Below are 20,886 nucleotides of genomic sequence, written 5' to 3'. Positions count from 1 at the left end.
GGTCAATCCGGATCACCTTCCGCCTCGGCCTTGGCCGGGCGCTTGCCGCGAGGCGACGCCGGCTCGCCCTTGGCGGGCGGCGCTTTCTCCGGCACGCCACCGAAACCAAAGACCTGCATCGGCTTGTCGCGGCCCTTGATCGCGATCTTGTAGGAGATCAGCCCCGGAAAGCTGCGGCCGGTGGCAGCGACCGTCTCGGCCGAGACGATGATGTCGGAAAGCAGCCGGCGCGTCGCCGCCTCGAGCTGGCTGGCGATCATCACGGTTTCACCGACCGTGATCTCGCGCCGCCCGATGCTCTCATTCTCGACCGCGCCCATGATCGCCGGCCCGCCATGGATCCCGATGCCGATGCGCAGCGGCAAGGGCAGGGCCGTCGCATATTCGCGGTTGAGCGCCTCGACGGCCCGCATCATGTCGCCGGCGGCGGCGATCGCGGCCATGCCGGCGCGGGCGGGCGTGGTCTCGAGGCCGAAGATGGCCATCAGCCCGTCGCCATAGATCGACTCGATCCGGCCGCCATGGGCGGCGATCGCCTGGGACATCTCGTCATAGAACCGGTTGAGCAGGGTCATCAGCTCCTGCGGGAGCTGCCTTTCGGCCAGGGCCGTGAAGGCGCGCAGATCGGCGACCATCACGGTCAGCCCCTTCCTGGCGATGCCGGCAGCGGGATCGAGCGCCCCTGTCGGACCGGCACCGCGCTGCCTGGCGGCGAGCAGGATCTGGACCTGGAGGTCGTGCTTCGGCCGGATCTGGCAGGCGAGGCGGACCCGCTCGCCAGCCGAGATGCGACGCAGCAGCCGTGCCTCGTTCGGCCCGGGCGGCGGCAAATCGTCGGCGCCGTCGAGCACCAGCACGCGGCAGGTCGCGCAGCGGGCCCGCCCGCCACACAGCGCCGCATGCGGAATGCCGAAGCGACGGAACATTTCCAGCAGGGTGAAGCCCGGCACGACCTTGCGCACGCCATGGCCGACGAAGCGGACGGTGATCGCGCCCAGCGCCCGGGCCCGCAGCTCGCGGATCGCGACGAACAGCACGAAGCCTCCGACCAGGCCGAAGAAGGCCCGCTTCGCCCAGGTGACGTGCAGGTTGAAGGAATCGGCCTGCTGCGTGGTGTAGAGTTCCGGCGGCAGCGCCATCAGCCGCGCCTCGCGCCCGGCGACGACGAAGCCGATCAGCGCCAGCAGCGGCACCAGGATCGCCGCCAGCAGAAAAGGGTCGCGCCAGCGCGCATAGCTCTCGCGGGTGCGGAAGGTGAAGTGCAGCCCGATCACGCCATGCGTCCAGACCAGCAGCAGCAGCAGGCTCTGCGTCAGCGCGAGATTCGGCCAGAGCCGGCGCAGCACGGCGTGATAGCTCTCGTCCTGCAGGAACAGCGCGCCCTGGACACGGGTCGCGACGATATGGTCGATCAGCAGCAGCGGGATCACCACGCCGAGCGCGATCTGCAGCACCTCGCGCATCGGCATGCGGAAGGTCCGGCGCTGCGCCACCCGCAGCAGCGCGAAGACGGGATGGATGATCAGCGAGCCATAGAGCAGGACGAGCCCGAGCTTGCTGCTCCAGAACCCATGCCGCCAGAGCTGCGCCGTCTCCATCGCCGCGAGGCCGAAGATCCCGACCGCGTGATTGAGGAAATGCGTGGTCGCGAACAGCATCAGGATGCAGCCCGAGACGAAGCGCACGTCGCGGCTCCAGGAATTCACCTGCTCGAAATTGGAGGCGCTGGCCCGGCCGCCCGGAGTGGACGGGCCCGAATTCGGAATCGAGCTCATAGTTGCCCTCGCGAGATCACTGCGTCTTCTCGCCGCGCAGGACGGCACCGGCGAGCCGGTACAGCCGCGTGGCGAGGTCGCGCGACAGCGCCACCGCAAATTCAGGAACGCCGTCGAGCAGCTCGAAGAACAATTCGCGCGGCAGCCGCAACATCGAAACATCGGTCTTGGCGGTGATCCGGCCGACCGTCGGCTCGTTGGAAAGCAGCGGCACGTCGCCGAGAAGGCTTCCCGTCGCCAGCCGGAAGGAATGCGCCTCACCGCTCGCCAGCGGGTGCGAGATCTCGATCTCGCCCTGGAGGATGCAGTAGACCTCCTGCGGCCTCTGCCCCTCCTCGCTGATCAGGGTTCCGGCCGGGAAATGCCGCCGCTCCCCCATCAGCGCGAGCAGCTTGAGGCGCGATGCCGGCAGGGTCCGGAAAAGCGGAACCTCCTTCAGGCAGTTGATATCGCGCTCGAGCGTCATGTTCTCGCCTCGATCCGCCCGGCGCCGTCCTGCGGCAGCGGTGCGATGAGCTCATCGGCCTCGCCTTCGGCCTCGTCTTCGCCCGGAATTTGGCCGGCCGGACCGCGGAAAACCAGCTTCTCCGAGATATCGGCAGCGAGGTGGGGGTCGGTCAAGAGCAGGAACAGCGTCTGTTCCCGGCAATGGGCAATGAGACGCGAAACCAGCCCGGCAGGATCGCTGCCCGCAGCGAGGAAGCCGTCGAGATCGAGCACCAATATATCGGGGCGCTTGATCAGCGCCTGGGCGAGCGGCACCATCAGCCGCAGCCGCAGCGGCAGATGGCGGCCGCGCGGCCCGACATCGGTGTCGAGCCCGAGGCGGTAGGCGGCCGCGTCCAGGCCCGCCCGCGACAAGGCGTTGCGGACGATCGCCGCCACCTTCTCCCCGGCATCGGCGCCGAAGCCGAGACGGCCGAAGAACAGGTTGTCGCGCACGCTGGCACCGTGGATGACGTCGTTGGGATCATAGAACTCGACCTCTTCGCTGCTCTCCGGCGGCTGGTAGGTCTTGAAGGTCTGGCGCGCGCGCAGGATGCGGCGCTGCAGGGCATCGTCGAGCAGGTTGAGCCGGTGTTTGGGCTCGATATAGCGCAGCGCCAGCCCCATGACCTCGCGTTGCGTCTCCGGGTCGAGCGGCCCACGCATATCGTGCCGGCGCAGCGCCTCGGCGAGCTCGTTCAGCTTCTCGATATCGAGGTCGCCGCCGAAACCATAGCGCGCGAACAGCGCCTGGCCCTGGACCATGTCGGCGAAGATTTCGACCAGGGTGTTGACGATGCGCGCCCCGATCTCGGTGAGCGGCTCCTCGAGCGCTTCCGCCTGGAGCACGGATCTGGCGTAGGAATCTTCGAGCAGCACCTCCGCCGGCCTGCGGCCGTTGCGGATCGCGCCGAAGATCAGGTTCTCCGCAATCGTCGCATTGGCGTTGTAGCGCTCGGGATCGAAGGTCTCGATCAGCCCGCCCAGATTCGACCGCGCCAGTTCGGCGGTGACCACCCGGCGCGCCTCGATGATGCGCTCGGCCGCCCCTTCCGGCAGCGGCGCGATCACCTTGGCATCGAGGCCGAGCTCATAGATTTCGTCGGAGCAGCCGAGCATGTCGAGCACGGCGAGCACATACGCCTCCAGGGCATCGGCGCCCTCCAGCCCGACGCCTTCATAGTCGTTCCAGTCGGCAGTGAAGGGCAGCGGCGTATTGCCGGCGCGCAACGCCTCGATGAAGCGGCGATGCTCGGTCTGATCGACCGAACGGCCCGGCCGGATCGTCGGTCGCCGCCGCTTCAGCGGCAGCAGCAGATTATCGCGCAGCCGGCCATTGATGATCTCGGCATCCGGGCCGGCATAGCCGATCATATGGCTGGCGCTCTCGACGCTGAACGAGCTCAGTGGCCGGCCATCGATGAGCACCCGTCCTTCATAGCCCATGCTCTGCCGGCCGAGAATGCGTCCGAGCGTGTCGCGTCCGCCACCGGCCGGCCCGATCAGGGCGATGCAGCCGGGGCGCTTCACCGAAAAGGAAAGCGGCAGCAGCAGCGGCTGGCCGCGATGATCCGACATCTCCACCTTGTCGAGCCGGATCTCGCCCTGCTTCGGCAGGCTCGCAACCCCGTCCTTCTCCTCGAGCTCAAGCGTCTCGCGCGGATTGAACTGCGCGATCACCTGCTCGTATTTGATCATGACGTCGTTGCGCTGCTGGTCCCAGTCGATCAGCTCCTTCACCGGCGGCGGCAAGTCGCGATAGGCGCCGATCACGGCGACGAGCTGGCCGATGTCGAGCCGGCCTTGCAACGCGAAGAAGCCGCCGATCGCGTAGAAGAAGAAGGGCGTGATCTGCGCCAAGAGGTTGTTCAGGAACTTGACCGCGAATTTGCGCTTGTAGAGCGCGAAGCGGATATCGAACAGCGTGCCGAGCCGGCCGGCAATGTCCGACTGGATATAGGAGGTCGCGCCATGGCCCTGGATTGTCGGGCCGGCATCGACGATCTCGCCGATCCGGCCGGCGAGCTGGCGCGAGGCGATCTGGCGCTCGCGACCGAGGCGCAATTGCTCGCGGCGCAGGATCGGGATGATCACCGCCTGCATCAGCACGATCAAAAGTGCGATCGAGCCGAGCCAGACGCTCTGCATCATGATGAAGACCAGCGCCGTCAGCGCCTGGCTGAGCAGGAAGGCCGGCTGGATGAAGGCGTCGCCGACGAAGCTGCCGATCGGCTCGACCTCGTCCTTGATCATGCTCGCCACCTCGGCCGGCTTGACCGCGCGGATATCCTCCGGACGGAACCGCATCAACTGGGCGAAAAGATCGTAGCGCATGCGCCGCAACATGCGCTCGCCGAGAATGCCCTTGCGCACGTTGATGGCGTATTTGAAGCCGCCATTGATCAGCACGAGGCCGAGGAAATAGAAGCTCAGCGACAGCAGCAGGCCGAGTTGCCCGACCTGGAAGCCCTCGAAGATCGGCAGGCTGCCGCCGCCGAGGAGATCGGGCAGGTGCAGGGTCCAGTCGAAGACCGTCACCGAGGTCCTGCCGTTCCTGAAGGCCCCCCCCTGGATCGCGTCGTTGACGATGCGCTTGGGCACGTCGAACGAGGCCCAGTTGAACGGGATCGAGACGAGGATGATCAGCAGAACGACGATCTGCTCGACGCGGCTCTTCTGCCAGACGTAACGGAAGAGGCTTCTCTCCAAGGGGTGATCCCGTGCTCAGGCCGCGAGCGCCGGTAAGCCGGCCCGGCGCAGGCTCATATGTGGTCAGTTCTCGTCGTCGTGCAATGCGCGGCAGGCAGGCCCAGGGACTCGACAAGAACCACTATTTCAAGTTCCGTCGCAGGGGGGAAGCCGAGCCCGCCGACCGGGACGGGAATCGCGCCCGTTCCGGCTGCAGATATGTTGCGCGGACGTCATCGAGGCAGGACAATCTGCGACGGATTGACGGATCGGGGATCGGCGCCGGAGATGGTACCAGAATGCCGGCGGGCCGGGCCTGCCGGCGGCAACCGAACAGGGGCTACGGCGTTCGCCGCTCATGGATATTCTTGAGATCAGGGACCTGCGTATTGGCTTCACCGTCCACGGCCTCGCTCGCGATGTCGTGAAGGGCGCCTCTTTCCGGATCCCCGCCGGCAAGACGGTGGCGCTCGTCGGAGAATCCGGCTCGGGCAAATCGGTGATCTCGCAGGCGATCATGGGCTTGCTGCCGCGGGCCGGTGGCGTCACCGGCGGGCAGATCCTGTTCCGCGATCCACAGGATCAGGCGATGGCGATCGACATCGCCGCGCTGCCGGCGGAAGGCAAGGAGATCAGAGCGCTGCGCGGCGGGCGCATCGGCATGATCTTCCAGGAGCCGATGTCCTCGCTCTCGCCGGTCCACACCATCGGCAACCAGATCGAAGAGGCGCTGCTCCTGCACCGGCCGATGCCCAAACCGCAGGCCAGGGAGCTGATCGCCGCGATGCTGAAGCGCGTCGGCTTCAAGGACCCGGTGCGGGCCTATGGCTTCTACCCGTTCGAGCTCTCCGGCGGCTTGCGCCAGCGCGCCATGCTCGCCATGGCGCTGATCTGCGAGCCGGCTCTGCTGATCGCCGACGAGCCGACCACCGCGCTCGACGTCACCATCCAGGCCCAGGTCCTCGACCTGATGCGCGAGCTCCAGGCCGAGATGGGCATGGCGATCCTGCTCATCACCCATGATCTCGGCGTCGTCGCCAACATGGCCGACGAGGTCGTGGTGATCTACCATGGCGAGATCATGGAAAGCGGCACGGCCGAGGATATCTTCCGCCGTCCGCAGCACCCCTATCTCAAGGCTCTGCTCAACGCCTCGCCGCATTTCGACATGCAGGAGGGCGAAAGGCTGGTGGCGCTGCGCGAGGCGCGCCCGCGCCCGCCGGCCACGGCCAAGGCGCAGCCGGCCCCGCGCCCCGCCGGCAGCCAGGACGCGCCATTGCTCGCAGTGCGCCATCTGCGCAAGACTTACACCACCGGTTCCAGCCGCTTTTTCGGCAAGTCCACGAAAGCGACCGTGCTGGCGGTCGACGATGTCAGCTTCGACATCAGGCGCGGCGAGTGCCTCGGCCTGGTCGGCGAGAGCGGCTGCGGCAAGACCACGGTCAGCAAGCTGATCATGCGGGCGGTCACCGCCGATTCCGGCGAGGTCTGGTTCGACGACGGCCAGCGGCGCACCGATGTGCTCGGGCTGAAGGGCGAGGAGCTGCGCCGCTTCCGCACCCGCGTCCAGATGATCTTCCAGGATCCGGTCTCGTCGCTCTCGCCGCGCATGACGGTGATGAACATCCTGCGCGAGCCGCTTTCCATCCATGAGCGCGGCGACGGCGCCGAGCAGAAGGCTCGCGTCAGGGCGCTGATGGAGGATGTCGGGCTCGATCCGCGCTTCCTCAACCGCTATCCGCATTCCTTCTCCGGCGGCCAGCGCCAGCGCATCGGCATCGCCCGCGCCCTCGCACTCGATCCCGACCTGATCATCTGCGACGAGCCGGTCTCGGCGCTCGACGTCTCGGTCCAGGCCCAGGTCCTCAACCTGCTCAAGGATCTCCAGGCCGAGCGCGGGCTGACCTTCCTGTTCATCTCGCACAATCTCGCCGTGGTGAACTACATGGCCGATCGGATCGCGGTAATGGCCAATGGCCGCATCGTCGAGCTCGCTCCGCGCCACACCTTGTTCAGCGCGCCGGTCCACCCCTACACCAAGGCGCTGCTGAAATCGGTCCCCTTCGCCGATCTCGACCGCAAGCTCGACTTCAAGCTGGCGGCGCCCGGCGGTGCCTCCGACATGCGGCACTGGCCGGCCTGCTTCAAGCCGGAGGGCGATGGCGAGCGGCTCGCCCATCTCGATCTCGGCGCCGGCCATCTCGTGCTCGCCCGCCAGGGCGCAGACGTCAGGGAGCTCGCCTGATGACGACGCGGCGCGAAACCTTGGCGATGCTCGCCGCGCTGGCCGCACAGACGGTTCCCTTCGCAGGTGCCGCCCGGGCCCAGGACTATATCGACAGCCCCGCCCTCGCCGCCCAGGTCGCGGCGGGGCAGCTGCCGCCGCTCGCGCAGCGGCTGCCCCAAAATCCACGCGTCATCGATGTCGGCGCGATGGGGCGCGAGCCCGGCCGACATGGCGGCACGGTGCGCATGCTGATGGGCGACCAGCGCGACATCCGCATGATGACGATCTACGGCTATGCCCGTCTCGTCGGCTATGACGAAAAGCTCGACCTCGTGCCGGACCTGCTGGAATCCGTCGAGGTCGAGCAGGGGCGCATCTTCACCCTGCGGCTGCGGGCCGGGCACCGCTGGTCCGACGGCCATCCCTTCACCGCCGAGGATTTTCGCTACTGGTGGGAGGATGTCGCCAACAACAAGCGGCTCTCGCCGGGCGGGCCGCCCCAGGCCCTAGTCATCGCCGACGAGAAGGCAACACTCGAAATCCTCGACCAGCATACGCTGCGCTATTCCTGGGCCAGGCCGAACCCGGTCTTCCTGCCGGCGCTGGCCGGTGCGCAGCCGCTCTACATCGCCATGCCCGCCCATTATCTGCGGCAATTCCATGAGCGCTATGCCGACAAGGAGGCGCTGGCGAAAAAGGTCCGGGAGATCCGCGTCAAGGACTGGGGGGCGCTGCACGAGCGCTTCTCGCGCCAGTACCGCCCGGAGAACCCCGACCTGCCGACGCTCGATGCCTGGCGCAACACCACGCCGATCCCGGCCGAGCAGTTCATCTTCGTCCGCAACCCCTATTTCCATCGCGTCGACGAGAATGGCCGGCAATTGCCCTATGTCGACGAGGTCAAGATCAATATCGGCACGGCATCGCTGATCCCGGCCAAGACCGCGGCCGGCGAGGCCGATTTGCAGGCTCGCTATCTGCGCTTCGACAACTACACCTTCCTCAAGGAAGCCTCGAAGCGGATGAATTTCGACGTCCGGCTCTGGAAGCGAGCGGAAGGCGCTTATTTCGCGCTGATGCCCAATCTCAACGCCGTCGATCCGGCCTGGCGCACGCTCAACCGCGACCAGCGCTGGCGCCGAGCGCTCTCGCTCTCGATCAACCGCAAGGACGTCAACCGGGTCATCTTCTTCGGCCTGGCCAAGGAAAGTGGCAACACCGCCCTGCCCGAAAGCCCGCTCCACGACCGCTCGCTCGCCCATATGTGGATGAAGCAGGACCGGGCGGAGGCCAACCGCCTGCTCGACGAGATCGGGCTCGACAAGCGCGATTCGGAGGGCATCAGGCTGTTTCCCGACGGCAGGCGCCTGGAATTCACCATCGAGACCGCCGGCGCCTCGACCGAGGAGACCGACATCCTCGATCTGCTGAAGGAGGATTTCCGCGCCATCGGCCTGAAGATGCACCCGCGCTCCTCGCAGCTCGACGTCTTCCGCCGTCGCATCCTCGCCGGCCAGACGGTGATGTCGGTCTGGACCGGCATGGACAATGCGCTGGTCGCCGCCGAGATGGAGCCCGACGCGCTGGCGCCGACCTCGTCCAGCCAGTTCAACTGGCCGCGCTGGGGCCAGTTCTTCGAATCCGGCGGGCGCGAGGGCGAGGCGCCCGATCTGCCGGAGGCCCGGGAGCTGAGCGAGCTCTACATCGCCTGGCGCCGCTCGACGACCCATGAGGAGCGCCGGCTGATCTGGCAGAAGATGCTGCGGATCAATGCCGAGCAGCTCTTCTCGATCGGCGTGATCAACGCCACGCTTCAGCCGGTCGTGGTTTCCAGGGACCTGCGCAACGTCCCCGAGAAAGGGCTCTACAGCTTCGAGCCCGGCGCCTTCTTCGGCCGCTATCTGCCGGACACCTTCTGGTTCGCCGACGCGCCGGCGGCAAAGCGGGAGCCGTGACGCCGTGCTGCTGAGCTACATCTTCAAGCGTATCCTGGTGATGATCCCGACGCTGCTGATCACCAGCGCCCTGATCTTCACGGTCATCAACCTGCCGGAAGGCGACTATTTCGAGACCATGGTCGCCGAGATGCAGGCCCAGGGCGAGAAGGCGGACATGAGCCGCGTCGAGTTCCTGAAGAAGGAATACGGTTTCGACAAGCCGCCACTGGAGCGCTATTTCTGGTGGGTCACCGGCCTCCTGCGCGGCGACATGGGCTATTCCTTCGAATACCAGCTGCCGGTCCGCGACATCGTCGGCGACCGGCTCTTCCTGACCATGGTGGTCTCCTTCTTCACCATCATCTTCACCTGGATCGTCGCCTTCCCGATCGGCATCTATTCGGCGACGCATCAGTACAGCTGGGGCGATTACGGGCTCTCCTTCATCGGCCTGATCGGCCTCGCCGTGCCGCATTTCCTGCTGGCGCTGATCTTTCTCTATTTCGCCAATGTCTGGTTCGGCACCTCGATCGGCGGGCTCGTCGACCCGCAATATCTCAACCAGCCGATGAGCTGGGCGAAGTTCAAATCGGTGCTCGAGCATCTCTGGATACCGGTGATCATCATCGGCGCCGGCGGCACCGCCGGGATGATCCGCTCAGTGCGCGCCAACCTGCTCGACGAGCTCCAGAAGCAGTATTACGTCACCGCCCGCGCCAAGGGCCTGCCGCCCGGCAAGGCACTGCGCAAATACCCCTTACGCATGTCGCTGAACTTCTTCATCTCGGATATCGGCGACATCCTGCCCTCGATCGTCTCCGGCGCCGAGATCGTTGCCATCGTGCTCTCGCTGCAGACCACCGGCCCGCTGCTGATCCGCGCCCTGCAGAGCCAGGACATGTATCTCGCCGGCTCCTTCCTGATGTTCCTGTCTTTCCTGACGGTGATCGGCGTGCTCATCTCGGATATTGCGCTCGCGATCCTCGACCCGCGCATCCGCCTGCAGGGAACGGCGACCAAGTGACGACCTCGCCGCCCCCCGCCAACGAGCCCGCCGCCGGCCCTGCCCCCTTGCCGCATCGCTGGTCGACGGTGCCGTTCGAGCCCTATGCCGTCGAGAAGATGTCGCCGGAGCAAGAGCGCGTCTATCTCGCCTCGCAGCTCCAGCTGATGTGGTGGAAATTCCGCCGGCACAAGCTCGCGGTGATCTCCGGCGTCGTCATCCTGGTGATGTATTTCTCGGTGGCGATCTGCGAGTTCCTCGCACCCTATCACTATACGACCCGCGACACCGACTTCATCCGCGCCCCGCCGCAGCGCGTGCACCTCTTCCACGAAGGCAGCTTCCTCGGCCCCTTCGTCTACCCCTATACCCAGCGCCTCAACATGGAGAATCTGAAGCGCGAATACGACGTCGACACCTCGCGCCCGCAGCAGATCCGCTTCTTCTGTCGCGGCGAGGACTATTATTTTTGGGGCCTTTTCCCCGGCAATCTGCGGCTGTTCTGTCCGCCGGAGGGCGGCACGCTCTTCCTGCTCGGCACCGACCGGCTCGGCCGCGACATGTTCTCGCGCATCCTCTATGGCGGGCGCATCTCGCTGACCATCGGCCTGCTCGGCGTCATGGTCTCCTTCGTGCTGGGCGTGATCATCGGCGGCATCGCCGGCTACTATGGCGGCAAGGTCGATCTCTTCGTCCAGCGGCTGATCGAGATCGTGCAGTCGCTGCCGCATATCCCGCTCTGGCTCGCCCTGAGCGCGATCATGCCGGCCTCCTGGAGCCCGCTCCTGGTCTATTTCGGCATCACCGTGATCCTCGGCCTGATGGACTGGACCGGGCTGGCGCGGGCCGTTCGCTCGAAGCTTCTCTCATTGCGCGAGGAGGATTATGTCGTCGCCGCCCAGCTGATGGGAGCAAAGCCCGCCCGCATCATCGGCCTGCATCTCGTGCCTGGCTTCATGAGCCATCTGATCGCCGCCGCGACGATCACCGTGCCAAAGACCATCCTCGGCGAGACCGCCCTCTCCTTCCTCGGCCTCGGCCTCAGGCCGCCGATCACCAGCTGGGGCGTGCTGCTCAACGAAGCGCAGAACATCAACGTGGTGGCGCTCTATCCCTGGCTGCTTTATCCGTGCGTCCCGGTCATCCTGATCATCCTCGCCTTCAATTTCCTCGGTGACGGCCTGCGCGACGCAGCCGATCCCTATCGCTGAGCGCGTGCCTCGGCCGGACTGCCCTTTATGCCTGCCTTGAAGATCGCCTTCCACACGCCGCTCAACCGCTATGGCGACGGCGCCGTCTCCGGCGACCGGCGCATGGCCCGGCAGCTCGTCACGCTGCTGGAGCGCCTCGGCCATCGCGTCGCGATCGTGCCGGCCGAGCGCAGCTTCATGCGTGAGCCGAGCGAGGCCGAGCTCGTCGCCAACCAGGCGGCGGCGCAGGAGGTGATCGAACAGCTTGCCCGCGCTTGGCAGGAGCCGGCCGTCCGGCCCGACCTGTTCTTCACCTATCATTGCCATTACCGCGCCCCGGACCTGATCGGCCCCGCCCTCGTCGAACGCTTCGCCCTGCCCTATCTCCTGGCCGAGGCCAGCGACGCTCCCAAGCGCTTTGCGGCCGGATGGGCGCCGGCAGCGGGCTTGGCGCGCGCCGCCATCCGGCAGGCCGACCTGCATTTCTGCATGACCCCGCGCGACCGCGAAGGCCTCGCCAAGCTGCTCCCGGGGGACGTCCCGCTGATCGACCTGCCGCCCTTCCTGCTCGCCGATGGCGAGAGGCCGGCTCGAACCGGCGCCGCGCGGCCTGCGGGCGAACCGGTTCGCCTCATCGTCGTCGCCATGATGCGCAAGGGCACCAAGGAGAACAGCTATTTCGCCCTGGCCCGGACCCTCGCCCAGATCGCCGATCGGCCCTGGACGCTCACCCTGGTCGGCGACGGGCCCCAGCGCGCCGCCATCGAGGCCGCCTTCGCCGACCTTCCGTCGGAGCGGCTACGCTGGCTCGGACGAATCGGCAATGCCGAGACCCGGGCCGAGCTCGCCGCCCATGATCTCTTCGTCTGGCCCGGCCTCAACGAGGCCTATGGCCTGGTCTATCTGGAGGCGCAGGCCGCCGGCCTGCCGGTCGCGGCGCTTCACAGCGGCGGCGTCCCGGCGGTTGTCGAGCCCGGCCGGACCGGCCTTCTCGTCGCGGATCATGACGAGGACGCCCTGGCGAGCACCATCGCGACCCTGATCGACCAGCCCGGTTTGCGCAAGCGCCTCGGCGCCGCCGCCCGGATCTTCGCCTGCGAGGAGCGCAATGGCGAGGCGGCCTGCGCCATACTCGGCACGGCCCTGGAAAACGCGCTGCAGCGCCACCGCACCCGCCGTGACGGAGCGCGCCGATGAACGCGCCGGCCGACTGGCATGACCTCATCGCCGAACTCGATCGCTGGGCTCTCGCCGGCCGACGCATCGCGCTGTGGCTGCGCGACGACGATGCCGTCGCCCCGAGCGACCAGCTCGAGCGCCTGATCGATTTGACCGAGCGCCATGCCGTGCCGGTGCTGCTCGCAACCATCCCGCTCCTCGCCGAGCAGGCGCTGGCGCGGCGCCTCGAAGGCGCACCGCTGCTTTTCCCCTGCCAGCACGGCACCCGCCACGAGAACCACGCACCGGCTCCGCAGAAGAAGTCCGAGGTCGGCGACCACCGACCGGCAGAGGTCGTGCTCGCCGGCATCGCGCAGGGTTGGCAGCGCCTGCATGACCTGTTCGGCCCCCGCGCGCTCCCGGTCTTCGTGCCGCCCTGGAACCGCATCGCCCCCGCCATTGCCCGGGCCCTGCCCGAAATCGGGCTGACCGGCCTGTCCTGCTTCCGCAAGTTCGGCCTCGGCACGCCGGGCGGTCCGGTTCTGGTCAACAGCGACCTCGACCTGATCGACTGGCATGGCGGCCGGATCGGCCGCAATCCCGAGAAGCTGCTGGCGGAAATGCTCGCTTTGCTCATTCAGCGCCGCAACCAGGCGAAAACCCGGACGACGTTCGGCCTGCTGCTCCACCACCGCGACCATGACGCGACCTGCTGGGCCTTTCTCGACACCCTGCTCGGGAGAATCGCTAGCCATCCCGCCGTCGAGTTTGTAAGCCCTGCGACGCTTTTTGCGCGGCCGGCGGACTTGGAGTGAGCGGCGGGCGGCGCTATGGTTTCAGCCAGTATCGGTGCGTTCTCCGTCCCCAGGAGGCCGTCTGACCTTCCAGCAGAGGACGCGACGCGGCATGTCCCTCAGCCTCATCGATGAAAGCGGGGCGCGCCGCGCGCCCGGCAGTCCGCACGCACCGCGGGTCCTGATCTACAGCCACGACACCTTCGGGCTGGGCCATATCCGCCGCTGCCGGGCGATCGCCAACTCGCTGGTCGCTAGCTATCCTCATATATCAGTGATCATCGTCTCAGGCTCGTCGGTGATCTCGAGCTTCCAGTTCGGCGACGGCGTCGACTATGTCCGCATCCCCGGCGTCGAGAAGCACGGCGATGGCCGCTATTCGCCGCATCACCTCAATCTCGATCTCGGCGACACGCTTCGGCTGCGCGCCGAGATCATCAAGCAGGTCGCACTCTCCTTCGATCCGGATGTGGTGATCGTCGACAAGGAGCCACTCGGGCTGCGCGGCGAACTGCTGCCTTCGTTGGAGATCTTGCGGCGGCGCGGCGCCCGCATCGTTCTCGGCCTGCGCGATGTGCTCGACGAACCGGCCATCGTGCATGACGAATGGCGCCAGAGCGGGGCGCTCGATGCGCTCGCCAATGTCTATGACGACATCTTCGTCTACGGGCTCGAAGGCATCTACAACCCGCTCATCGGCCTGCCCAACCAGCAACTCTTCGCCGACAAGATTCGTTATACCGGCTATCTCAAGCGCGCCGTACCCTCACCGATGCCGCCTTACCGGCATCCGCGCATCACCAAGGGCCCGTTCATCCTGGTGACGCCGGGCGGCGGCGGCGACGGCGCCGGCGTGATCGACTGGGTGATCTCCGCCTATGAGAGCGACCAGACGATCGAGCTGCCGGCCCTCATCGTCTTCGGCCCCTTCATGTCGCGCGAGAAGCGCAAGGAATTCACCGATCGTATCGCCCGTCTGCCGAAGCTGGAAAGCATCGGCTTCGAGCCCCGGCTCGAACTGCTGATGAACCGGGCCCACTGCGTCGTCGCCATGGGCGGCTACAACACCTTCTGTGAGATCCTCTCCTTCGACAAGCCGGCGCTGATCGTGCCGCGCGTCAAGCCGCGGCTGGAGCAGGCGATAAGGGCCGAGCGCGCCGACAGCCTGCGCCTGATCGACGTGCTGCACGACCCTGTCCAGAACGGCGAAGGCCAGCGCGACCCGCTGCAGATGGCGCGCGCCCTGTGCGCGCTGCCGACGCGCCAGCCACCGTCTCAAGCCTTCCTGCCGAACCTGCTCGACGGGCTGCCGGCCATCAGCCGGGCGCTGGCCGACAATCTTGCGAGCCCGGTCCGCGGGCGCACCCTCGCCCAGAACGCGATGGCGGCCGGCTGAGCCCGCCGGGAGACAGAGCTGGCGGTTCTCGCGCATGGCGTGATGGACAAGTGAATTTTCGCCCATAATATATCAGGACTGATCGCTCGGAGGCCGCCCGCCATGACGCAGATCCTGTTCCGCAACTTCGCGATGCTGGAGCCCGCGCTCGGGGAATTACAAGGCGGCCATGAGATCCTGGTCGAGGGCGAGCTGATCCGCGAGGTCTCCGACAAGCCGATCAAGGCCGCCAAGGCACAGGTGATCGACTGCGGCGGGCGCACGCTGATGCCCGGGCTGATCGACAGCCATGTCCATGTCATGCTCTCCGAGGTCTATATTCGCATCCTGGAGAGCGTGCCGCTGACGCTCGCCACCGCCCGCGCCGCCCGCCTGATGCGCGGCATGATCGACCGCGGCTTCACCTCGGTGCGCGACACCGGCGGCGCCGACTGGGGCATCAAGGAAGCCGTCGAGAAGGGCGACATCCCGGGTCCCCGCCTGTTCATCGCCGGCGCCGCGATCGGCCCGACCGGCGGTCACAGCGATCCGCGCCGGCGCACCGATTTCGGCGCCCGCTGCCATTGCTGCAACGCCATGGCCTATACGATGAACATTTCCGATGGCGTCTCCTCGGTGATCAAGTCGACGCGCGAGCAGATGCGGCTCGGCGCCGACCACATCAAGATCATGATGTCGGGCGGCGTCGCCAGCCCTTACGATCCGCTCGATTCCATGCAGTTCACCGTCGAGGAGGTCACGGCCGCGGTCACCGAGGCCAAGGCCTTCGGGCGCTATGTCTGCGCCCATGCCTATACGCCCGAAGCGATCACCCGCGCCGCGCAATGCGGCGTGCGTGCCATCGAGCACGGCAATCTGATCGACGAGGCTTCGGCCAGATTGATGGCTGAGAACAACATGTTCCTCACAGCCAATCTCGTCGCCTATTACGCGATGAAGGAGCGCGCCGCCGAATTCGGCATGACCGGCGACATGCTGGCCAAGAACGATCTCGTCATCGAGGGCGGCCTGAAATCGCTCGAGATCTGCAAGCGCGCCGGCGTCCCCGTCGCCTATGGCTCGGATCTGCTCGGCCAGCTCCAGGTCGACCAGTCGCGCGAGTTCCTGCTGCGCCGCGAGGTGCTGTCGCCGATCGAGATCATCCGCTCGGCGACGACGGTCGGCGCGCAATTGCTACGCATGGAAGGCAAGCTCGGCACGTTGCGTGCAGGCGCCTTCGCCGACATCATCCTGGTCGACGGCGACCCGCTGAAGGATTTTGGCCTGTTCCAGGATCAGGGTGCGAAGCTGCCGGTGATCATGAAGGGCGGCGCCTTCCACAAGAACACGCTGCAGTGAGGGAAACGGCCGGCCGATGATAGGGAAGCCCGCTTGACTGCCGCCCGCCTGAGCCTCGGCCGCATCGCGCTCAACGGCGCGGCCATGCTCTCGCTCGGTTTCATCCTCCTGCCGCTGATCTTCGTCACCTGGCTCGCCTTCTTCCGCCAGGAAATCCCCTCTTTCCCACCGGAAGGCTATTCGCTGCGCTGGTTCTCGGCGGCCGCCGGCAACAAGGCCTTCGTCGACGGCTTCCTGCTCAGCCTGCAGGTCGGCGTGCTCTCGACCCTGATCGGCCTCATGCTCGGCGTGCCCGCCAGCCTCGCTCTGGTCCGGCATCGCATCGTGCTCGGGCCGGCCCTCAACACCTTCCTACTGTTGCCGCTGGTGATGCCCGGCATCGTGCTCGGCACCGCGACCTATGTCTTCCAGATCGAGACCGAGATCGCCACCGGCCTGCCGGTGCTGGGCTCGGCTGGCGGCCTCGTCGCCGCCCACACCCTCATCGTCATCCCCTGGGTGGTGAAGCTCGTCACCGCGAGCCTGGTCGGCTTCGACCGCACCATCGAGGAGGCCGCGCAGAATCTCGGCGCCAATCCCTGGACGACCTTCTGGCGCATCACCTTGCCGAGCATCCGGCCCGGCCTCGTCGCCGCCGGCCTGTTCGGCTTCGTCACCTCCTTCGGCAATCTGGAGATGAGCCTCTTCCTGGTCGGACCGGGGCGGATCACCCTGCCGATCGCTATCTTGCAATATCTCGAATGGAAGATCGATCCGGCGGTCGCCGCCGCCTCCGTCATCCAGATCGTCCTGATCGGAGCGGCGATGATCGTCACCGATCGTTACGTCAAGCTGAGTCGGGTCGTCTGATGGCGCGTCTGTCGATCGAGCATCTGCGCAAGACCTATGGCGAGTTCCACGCCGTCGACGATTTCAGCATCGACATCGCTGATGGCGAGTTCCTGGTGCTGCTCGGCCCTTCCGGCTGCGGCAAGACCACGACCCTGCGCATGGTCGCCGGCTTCATCCAGCCGACCGCCGGGCGGATCACCATCGGCGAGCGTGACGTCACCAATCTCCCGCCCTGGAAGCGCAATTGCGGGCTGGTCTTCCAGAGCTACGCCCTGTTCCCGCATATGAGCGTCGCCGACAACGTCGCCTTCGGCCTCGAGATGCGCAGGATGGCGCCGGCTGAGCGCGCCCCGCGCGTCGCCGAGGCCCTGCGCCTCGTCCAGCTCAGCGGTTTCGACCAGCGCTATCCGCGCCAGCTCTCCGGCGGCCAGCAGCAGCGCGTCGCGCTCGCCCGGGCGCTGGCCATGCAGCCCGACGTGCTGCTGCTCGACGAGCCGCTCTCCAATCTCGACGCCAAGCTGCGCCAGGAGGTCCGCGTCGAGATCCGCGACCTCCAGCGCAAGCTCGGCCTGACCACGATCATGGTCACCCATGATCAGGAAGAGGCTCTCACCATGGCCGACCGGCTGGTGGTGATGGAGAAGGGCAAGGTGCGCCAGATCGGCACCCGGCGCGAGCTCTACGAGAAGCCGGCCGATCGCTTCGTCGCCGGCTTCATCGGACGCAGCGCCTTCCTCGACGGCGAGATCGCGGCGCCCGGCCGTTTCCGCAGCCAGGGCGGACTCGAGATCGACTGCAGCGCCCCGGCGCTCGGCCCGGCGACATTGGCGCTGCGGCCCGAGCGGCTCGCCATCGGTGCGCAGGCGGAAAGCTGCACCAACCGATTCCAGGCCCGGGTCGAGCATGTTTCCTATCTCGGTGCCCTGCTCGACATCGATGTCCGGCTGACCGAGCATGACCGCATGCTGCTGCAATTGCCGAACCGGCAGGGCACGGTCGAGCCGAAACCGGGAGACAGGATCACGATAGGCTGGGCCGAAGACGCCGGGCTCGTCTATCCGCGCGAGAGCTGAAACCTGGCTCCGGAAGGCGGCGACCGCTCTCCGGATCAGACCATGTCTCAGCGCTTCCGAGCAGGCGTCCAACAGGGGAGAACAGTCATGAAGTCGATCGACAGACGCGACGTCCTGAAGGGCCTGGCCGCCGGCACCGCCGCCTCCGCCCTCGGCAGCCCTGCCTTGGCGCAATCCGGCGGCAAGGTCGTGGTCGGCACCTGGGGCGGCGACTATGCCCGCCTGCTGACCAAGAACATCGAGGAGCCGCTGCTCAAGCCGAAGGGCATCGAGATCCTGCAGGACCAGGCCGCGGATTCGCCGCGGCGCGCCAAGATGGTGGCCGAACGGCGCCTGCCGCGCGGCACCACCGACATTCAGGGCCTCTCCTCCGCCAACATGTTCGAGATGAACGAGGCCGGCGTCGTCGAGCAGCTCGACTATGCCAAGATCCCCAATGCCAAGAACCTGATGCCGACGATGAAATACCCTTACGGCATCGGGCAGATCTATTCCGGCAAGGTTGTGGTCTACAATCCAAAGCTGATCAGCCCCGCCCCGACCAGCTTCAAGGACGCCTTCGACCCCAGGCACGGCAACAAGATCGGCTTCATCGACATCCAGTATCTCTATGTGATCATGGCGGCCTCCATGGCCGCGACCGGCGGCGCCAGCATGATCGACTTCGAGGGCGCCAAGAAGGTTCTGCTCGAGGCCAAGAAGGCCGGCGCCCGCATCTACCCGACCAACGAGGCCTTCGCCCAGGCGATGAAGACCGAGGAGATCGGCATCGGCGTGATGTGGAAGGCGCGCGCCGTGCAGTGGCAGAACGCCGGCATCCCCGTCGAATCCGCCGCGCCGAGCGAGGGCATCCCGCTCTACATCTCCGGCTTCTCGATCCCCAAGAACGCGCCCAACAAGGAGAACGCCTATCTCTACATGAACGCCATGCTGGAGAAGAGCGCCCAGGAGGCCTTCGCCGTCGACATGGGCTATAACGGCACCGTCACCGGCCTCTCCATCGCCCCCGACCTGCAGAAGCGCATCGGCTTCACGCCCGAGGAGGAGAAGCGCCTCAAGGATCTCGACTACGGCTACCTCGCCAAGAACGACGCGGCGATGAAGGAGTGGTGGGACAAGGTCTTCAAGGCGTGAGACCGCAATGAGCATGACCGCCCCCGAACCCGTCGCGGGCGCCCGCACCAGCCTCGCCGGCATGCTCGTCCTGCCGGCGACGATCCTGGTCGCGATCGGGCTGATCGGCCCGGTCGCGATCCTGTTCCGCTATTCGCTGAACCAGTTCGTCCCCGGCCAGTTCATGGTCGACGGGCTGACGCTCGAGAACTATGTCAAGTTCTTCACCGACGCCTATTACCTCAACGTGCTGCTGCGCACCGTCCGCGTCGCGGTGATCTGCACCCTCGCCTGCCTGATCATGGGCTTTCCGCTGGCCTATGTGCTGGCCCGCACCCAGAGCCGCTTCAAGAACCTCATGGTCATGCTGGTGGTGCTGCCGCTCTTCGTCGGCAATGCCGTGCGCGCCGCCGGCTGGATGACCGCCTTCGGCAACAAGGGCGCCTTCAACGCCTCGCTGCTCGGCCTCGGCCTGATCGACCAGCCGATTGAGATCATGTTCACCGAGAATGCCGTGCTGATCGGCATCGTCGCGGTCAACCTGCCCTTCATGGTGCTGACCTTGCAGAGCGTGATCGAGGGCATCGACCGCAATGTCGAGGAAGCCGCCTTCAGCCTCGGCGCCGGCCCGGTGGCGATGTTCCGGCGCGTGCTCTGGCCGCTCGCTCTGCCCGGCATTCTCGCCGGCACGATCCTGACCTTCATCCTGGCGATGAACGCCTATGCGACGCCGGTTCTGCTCGGCGGGCCGAAATTCCAGATGATGGGGCCGCTGGTCTATGGCCAGTTCGCCCAGCAGAACAACTGGCCCTTTGGCGGTGCCATCTCCTTCATCCTGATGACGGCCACCTTGCTGCTCACCCTCGCCGCCAATCTGATCGTGCAGCGCCGCTATCGCTGAACTGTGGCGCTTCGCCGCCGTGGCGACGCTGGCCAAGGCGAGCCTACAGGACTACACCCTGACGATGAGCTTCTCGTCCATCCTCACTCCGGTCGCGGTCGGCGCCGTTGCGGTCGTGCTGCTGCTTGGCCTGATCAACATGCTGCGCGGCGGCAGCGCCGGCACCTCGCAGAAACTGATGCGCCTGCGCGTCGTGCTGCAGTTCATCGCGATTCTGGTGATCCTGGGCGTGGCATGGTGGCGCAGCGGCTGACGCATCCGGTGGACAGCGCCGCGCCGTCACATTGCGGCCACCACTCTCTGTGCTTCACTAGCTTACCATCTGATTAAGAGAACATCTGCCCGCCATGGTTCGCGTCGCGTCGATAGCCGTTGCCTTCTCCCTCCTGGCCGCGCCAGCCCTGGCGCAGAGCGAAAGCAACGTCTCCCGCGCCGTGGGCTATGCGCCGGCCGGCCAATCGCCCGCCGCCTCCTGGGAAGCGCGCTTCGGCACCGGCGCCGCCAATCCCGGCGGGCGCGAAAGCGGCCTGCTGAATTTCGGCGGCGAGTTTCTGACCCCGCGCATCGCAACGCTGAGCGATCGCATCGCCAACGCCTTCGTCCCGCGCTTCCATCTCGGCTCGAGCCTCAATCTCAACGGCACGCAATACGCCTATGCCGGCGCCACCTGGACGATCGACATCTCGCAGGCCTTCTTCGTCGAAGCCAGCCTCGGCGCCGCGCTGAACAACGGTAAGACCGGCGCCGTCGTCCCCGAGAACCGGCTGAACCTCGGCTGCAATACCGGAGCACGCGGCGCCGCCTCGCTCGGCTACCGCCTCAACGACCGCTGGAGCCTGATTGCGACGATGGAGCATTTCAGCACATCGAACTGCTCCGACAATCTCGCCGCCGGCACCGGCAGCCCGCGCGGCCCGTCCAATTTCGGCGCCAGGCTCGGCTACACCTTCTGATCGCCTTCACGGGCCCGCGCCCG

Annotated in this window: 17 protein-coding genes; 14 read left to right on the top strand and 3 right to left on the bottom strand. The window is 66.7% G+C overall.

The features are described from left to right. Positions 1-2 precede the first annotated feature (2 nt). The 3 genes from AC3RCC_RS04820 to AC3RCC_RS04810 are packed head-to-tail and all read right to left on the bottom strand — an operon-like array spanning position 3 to position 4,970. A complete protein-coding gene (locus AC3RCC_RS04820; RefSeq protein ID WP_492257776.1) occupies positions 3-1,775 on the bottom strand; it encodes an adenylate/guanylate cyclase domain-containing protein in 1,773 nt (590 codons plus the stop codon). Between the two features lie 16 nt (positions 1,776-1,791). Further along, on the bottom strand, positions 1,792-2,241 hold the full coding sequence (locus tag AC3RCC_RS04815; protein WP_291638563.1) for a Crp/Fnr family transcriptional regulator: 450 nt from the start codon (positions 2,239-2,241) through the stop codon (positions 1,792-1,794). Next, positions 2,238-4,970, bottom strand: coding sequence for an ABC transporter transmembrane domain-containing protein (locus AC3RCC_RS04810; protein WP_492257775.1), 2,733 nt, complete (start codon positions 4,968-4,970; stop codon positions 2,238-2,240). The genes AC3RCC_RS04815 and AC3RCC_RS04810 overlap by 4 nt, the downstream gene beginning before the upstream one ends. A gap of 337 nt (positions 4,971-5,307) precedes the next feature. Between AC3RCC_RS04810 and AC3RCC_RS04805 the strand changes: the two genes are divergently transcribed. The 14 genes from AC3RCC_RS04805 (at position 5,308) to AC3RCC_RS04740 (ending at position 20,863) form a co-directional block, all read left to right on the top strand. Next, positions 5,308-7,194 carry an ABC transporter ATP-binding protein gene (locus tag AC3RCC_RS04805; protein ID WP_492257774.1) on the top strand — a complete coding sequence of 629 codons (1,887 nt, stop codon included), beginning with the start codon at positions 5,308-5,310 and terminating at the stop codon, positions 7,192-7,194. Next, complete coding sequence (locus tag AC3RCC_RS04800) at positions 7,194-9,131, top strand: ABC transporter substrate-binding protein (protein ID WP_492257773.1); 1,938 nt, start codon at positions 7,194-7,196, stop codon at positions 9,129-9,131. The genes AC3RCC_RS04805 and AC3RCC_RS04800 overlap by 1 nt, the downstream gene beginning before the upstream one ends. A 7-nt stretch (positions 9,132-9,138) precedes the next feature. Next, complete coding sequence (locus tag AC3RCC_RS04795) at positions 9,139-10,137, top strand: ABC transporter permease (protein WP_291638589.1); 999 nt, start codon at positions 9,139-9,141, stop codon at positions 10,135-10,137. A 98-nt stretch (positions 10,138-10,235) separates the two neighbouring features. Next, a complete protein-coding gene (locus AC3RCC_RS04790) occupies positions 10,236-11,327 on the top strand; it encodes an ABC transporter permease (RefSeq protein WP_291638590.1) in 1,092 nt (363 codons plus the stop codon). A 27-nt stretch (positions 11,328-11,354) separates the two neighbouring features. Continuing rightward, complete coding sequence (locus tag AC3RCC_RS04785; RefSeq protein WP_492257772.1) at positions 11,355-12,503, top strand: glycosyltransferase family 4 protein; 1,149 nt, start codon at positions 11,355-11,357, stop codon at positions 12,501-12,503. After that, positions 12,500-13,279, top strand: coding sequence for a polysaccharide deacetylase family protein (locus AC3RCC_RS04780; protein ID WP_492257771.1), 780 nt, complete (start codon positions 12,500-12,502; stop codon positions 13,277-13,279). The genes AC3RCC_RS04785 and AC3RCC_RS04780 overlap by 4 nt, the downstream gene beginning before the upstream one ends. A gap of 91 nt (positions 13,280-13,370) precedes the next feature. After that, positions 13,371-14,654 (top strand): glycosyltransferase family protein, encoded by a 1,284-nt coding sequence (locus AC3RCC_RS04775; RefSeq protein ID WP_291638569.1) that lies wholly within the window; start codon positions 13,371-13,373, stop codon positions 14,652-14,654. Between the two features lie 102 nt (positions 14,655-14,756). Then, a complete protein-coding gene (locus tag AC3RCC_RS04770) occupies positions 14,757-15,992 on the top strand; it encodes a metal-dependent hydrolase family protein (RefSeq protein ID WP_492257770.1) in 1,236 nt (411 codons plus the stop codon). A 33-nt stretch (positions 15,993-16,025) separates the two neighbouring features. Beyond that, the gene (locus AC3RCC_RS04765; protein ID WP_291638571.1) at positions 16,026-16,841 is read left to right on the top strand and encodes an ABC transporter permease; all 816 of its coding nucleotides are present in this window, start codon (positions 16,026-16,028) and stop codon (positions 16,839-16,841) included. Then, the gene (locus tag AC3RCC_RS04760; protein WP_492257769.1) at positions 16,841-17,896 is read left to right on the top strand and encodes an ABC transporter ATP-binding protein; all 1,056 of its coding nucleotides are present in this window, start codon (positions 16,841-16,843) and stop codon (positions 17,894-17,896) included. The genes AC3RCC_RS04765 and AC3RCC_RS04760 overlap by 1 nt, the downstream gene beginning before the upstream one ends. An 87-nt stretch (positions 17,897-17,983) precedes the next feature. Further along, positions 17,984-19,030 carry an ABC transporter substrate-binding protein gene (locus tag AC3RCC_RS04755; protein ID WP_492257768.1) on the top strand — a complete coding sequence of 349 codons (1,047 nt, stop codon included), beginning with the start codon at positions 17,984-17,986 and terminating at the stop codon, positions 19,028-19,030. A gap of 7 nt (positions 19,031-19,037) precedes the next feature. Then, entirely contained in the window at positions 19,038-19,910 is an 873-nt protein-coding gene (locus tag AC3RCC_RS04750; protein ID WP_365877858.1) for an ABC transporter permease, read from the top strand. Between the two features lie 64 nt (positions 19,911-19,974). Next, positions 19,975-20,163, top strand: coding sequence for a twin transmembrane helix small protein (locus AC3RCC_RS04745; RefSeq protein WP_291638592.1), 189 nt, complete (start codon positions 19,975-19,977; stop codon positions 20,161-20,163). A gap of 94 nt (positions 20,164-20,257) precedes the next feature. Further along, complete coding sequence (locus AC3RCC_RS04740) at positions 20,258-20,863, top strand: acyloxyacyl hydrolase (RefSeq protein WP_492257767.1); 606 nt, start codon at positions 20,258-20,260, stop codon at positions 20,861-20,863. The last annotated feature ends 23 nt before the right edge of the window (positions 20,864-20,886 follow it).

This window comes from Allobosea sp. GW823-FHT01F03, assembly GCF_058798075.1.
Note: the sequence above shows the minus strand (reverse complement) of the source record. Positions and strands in the feature narration are given on the sequence as shown.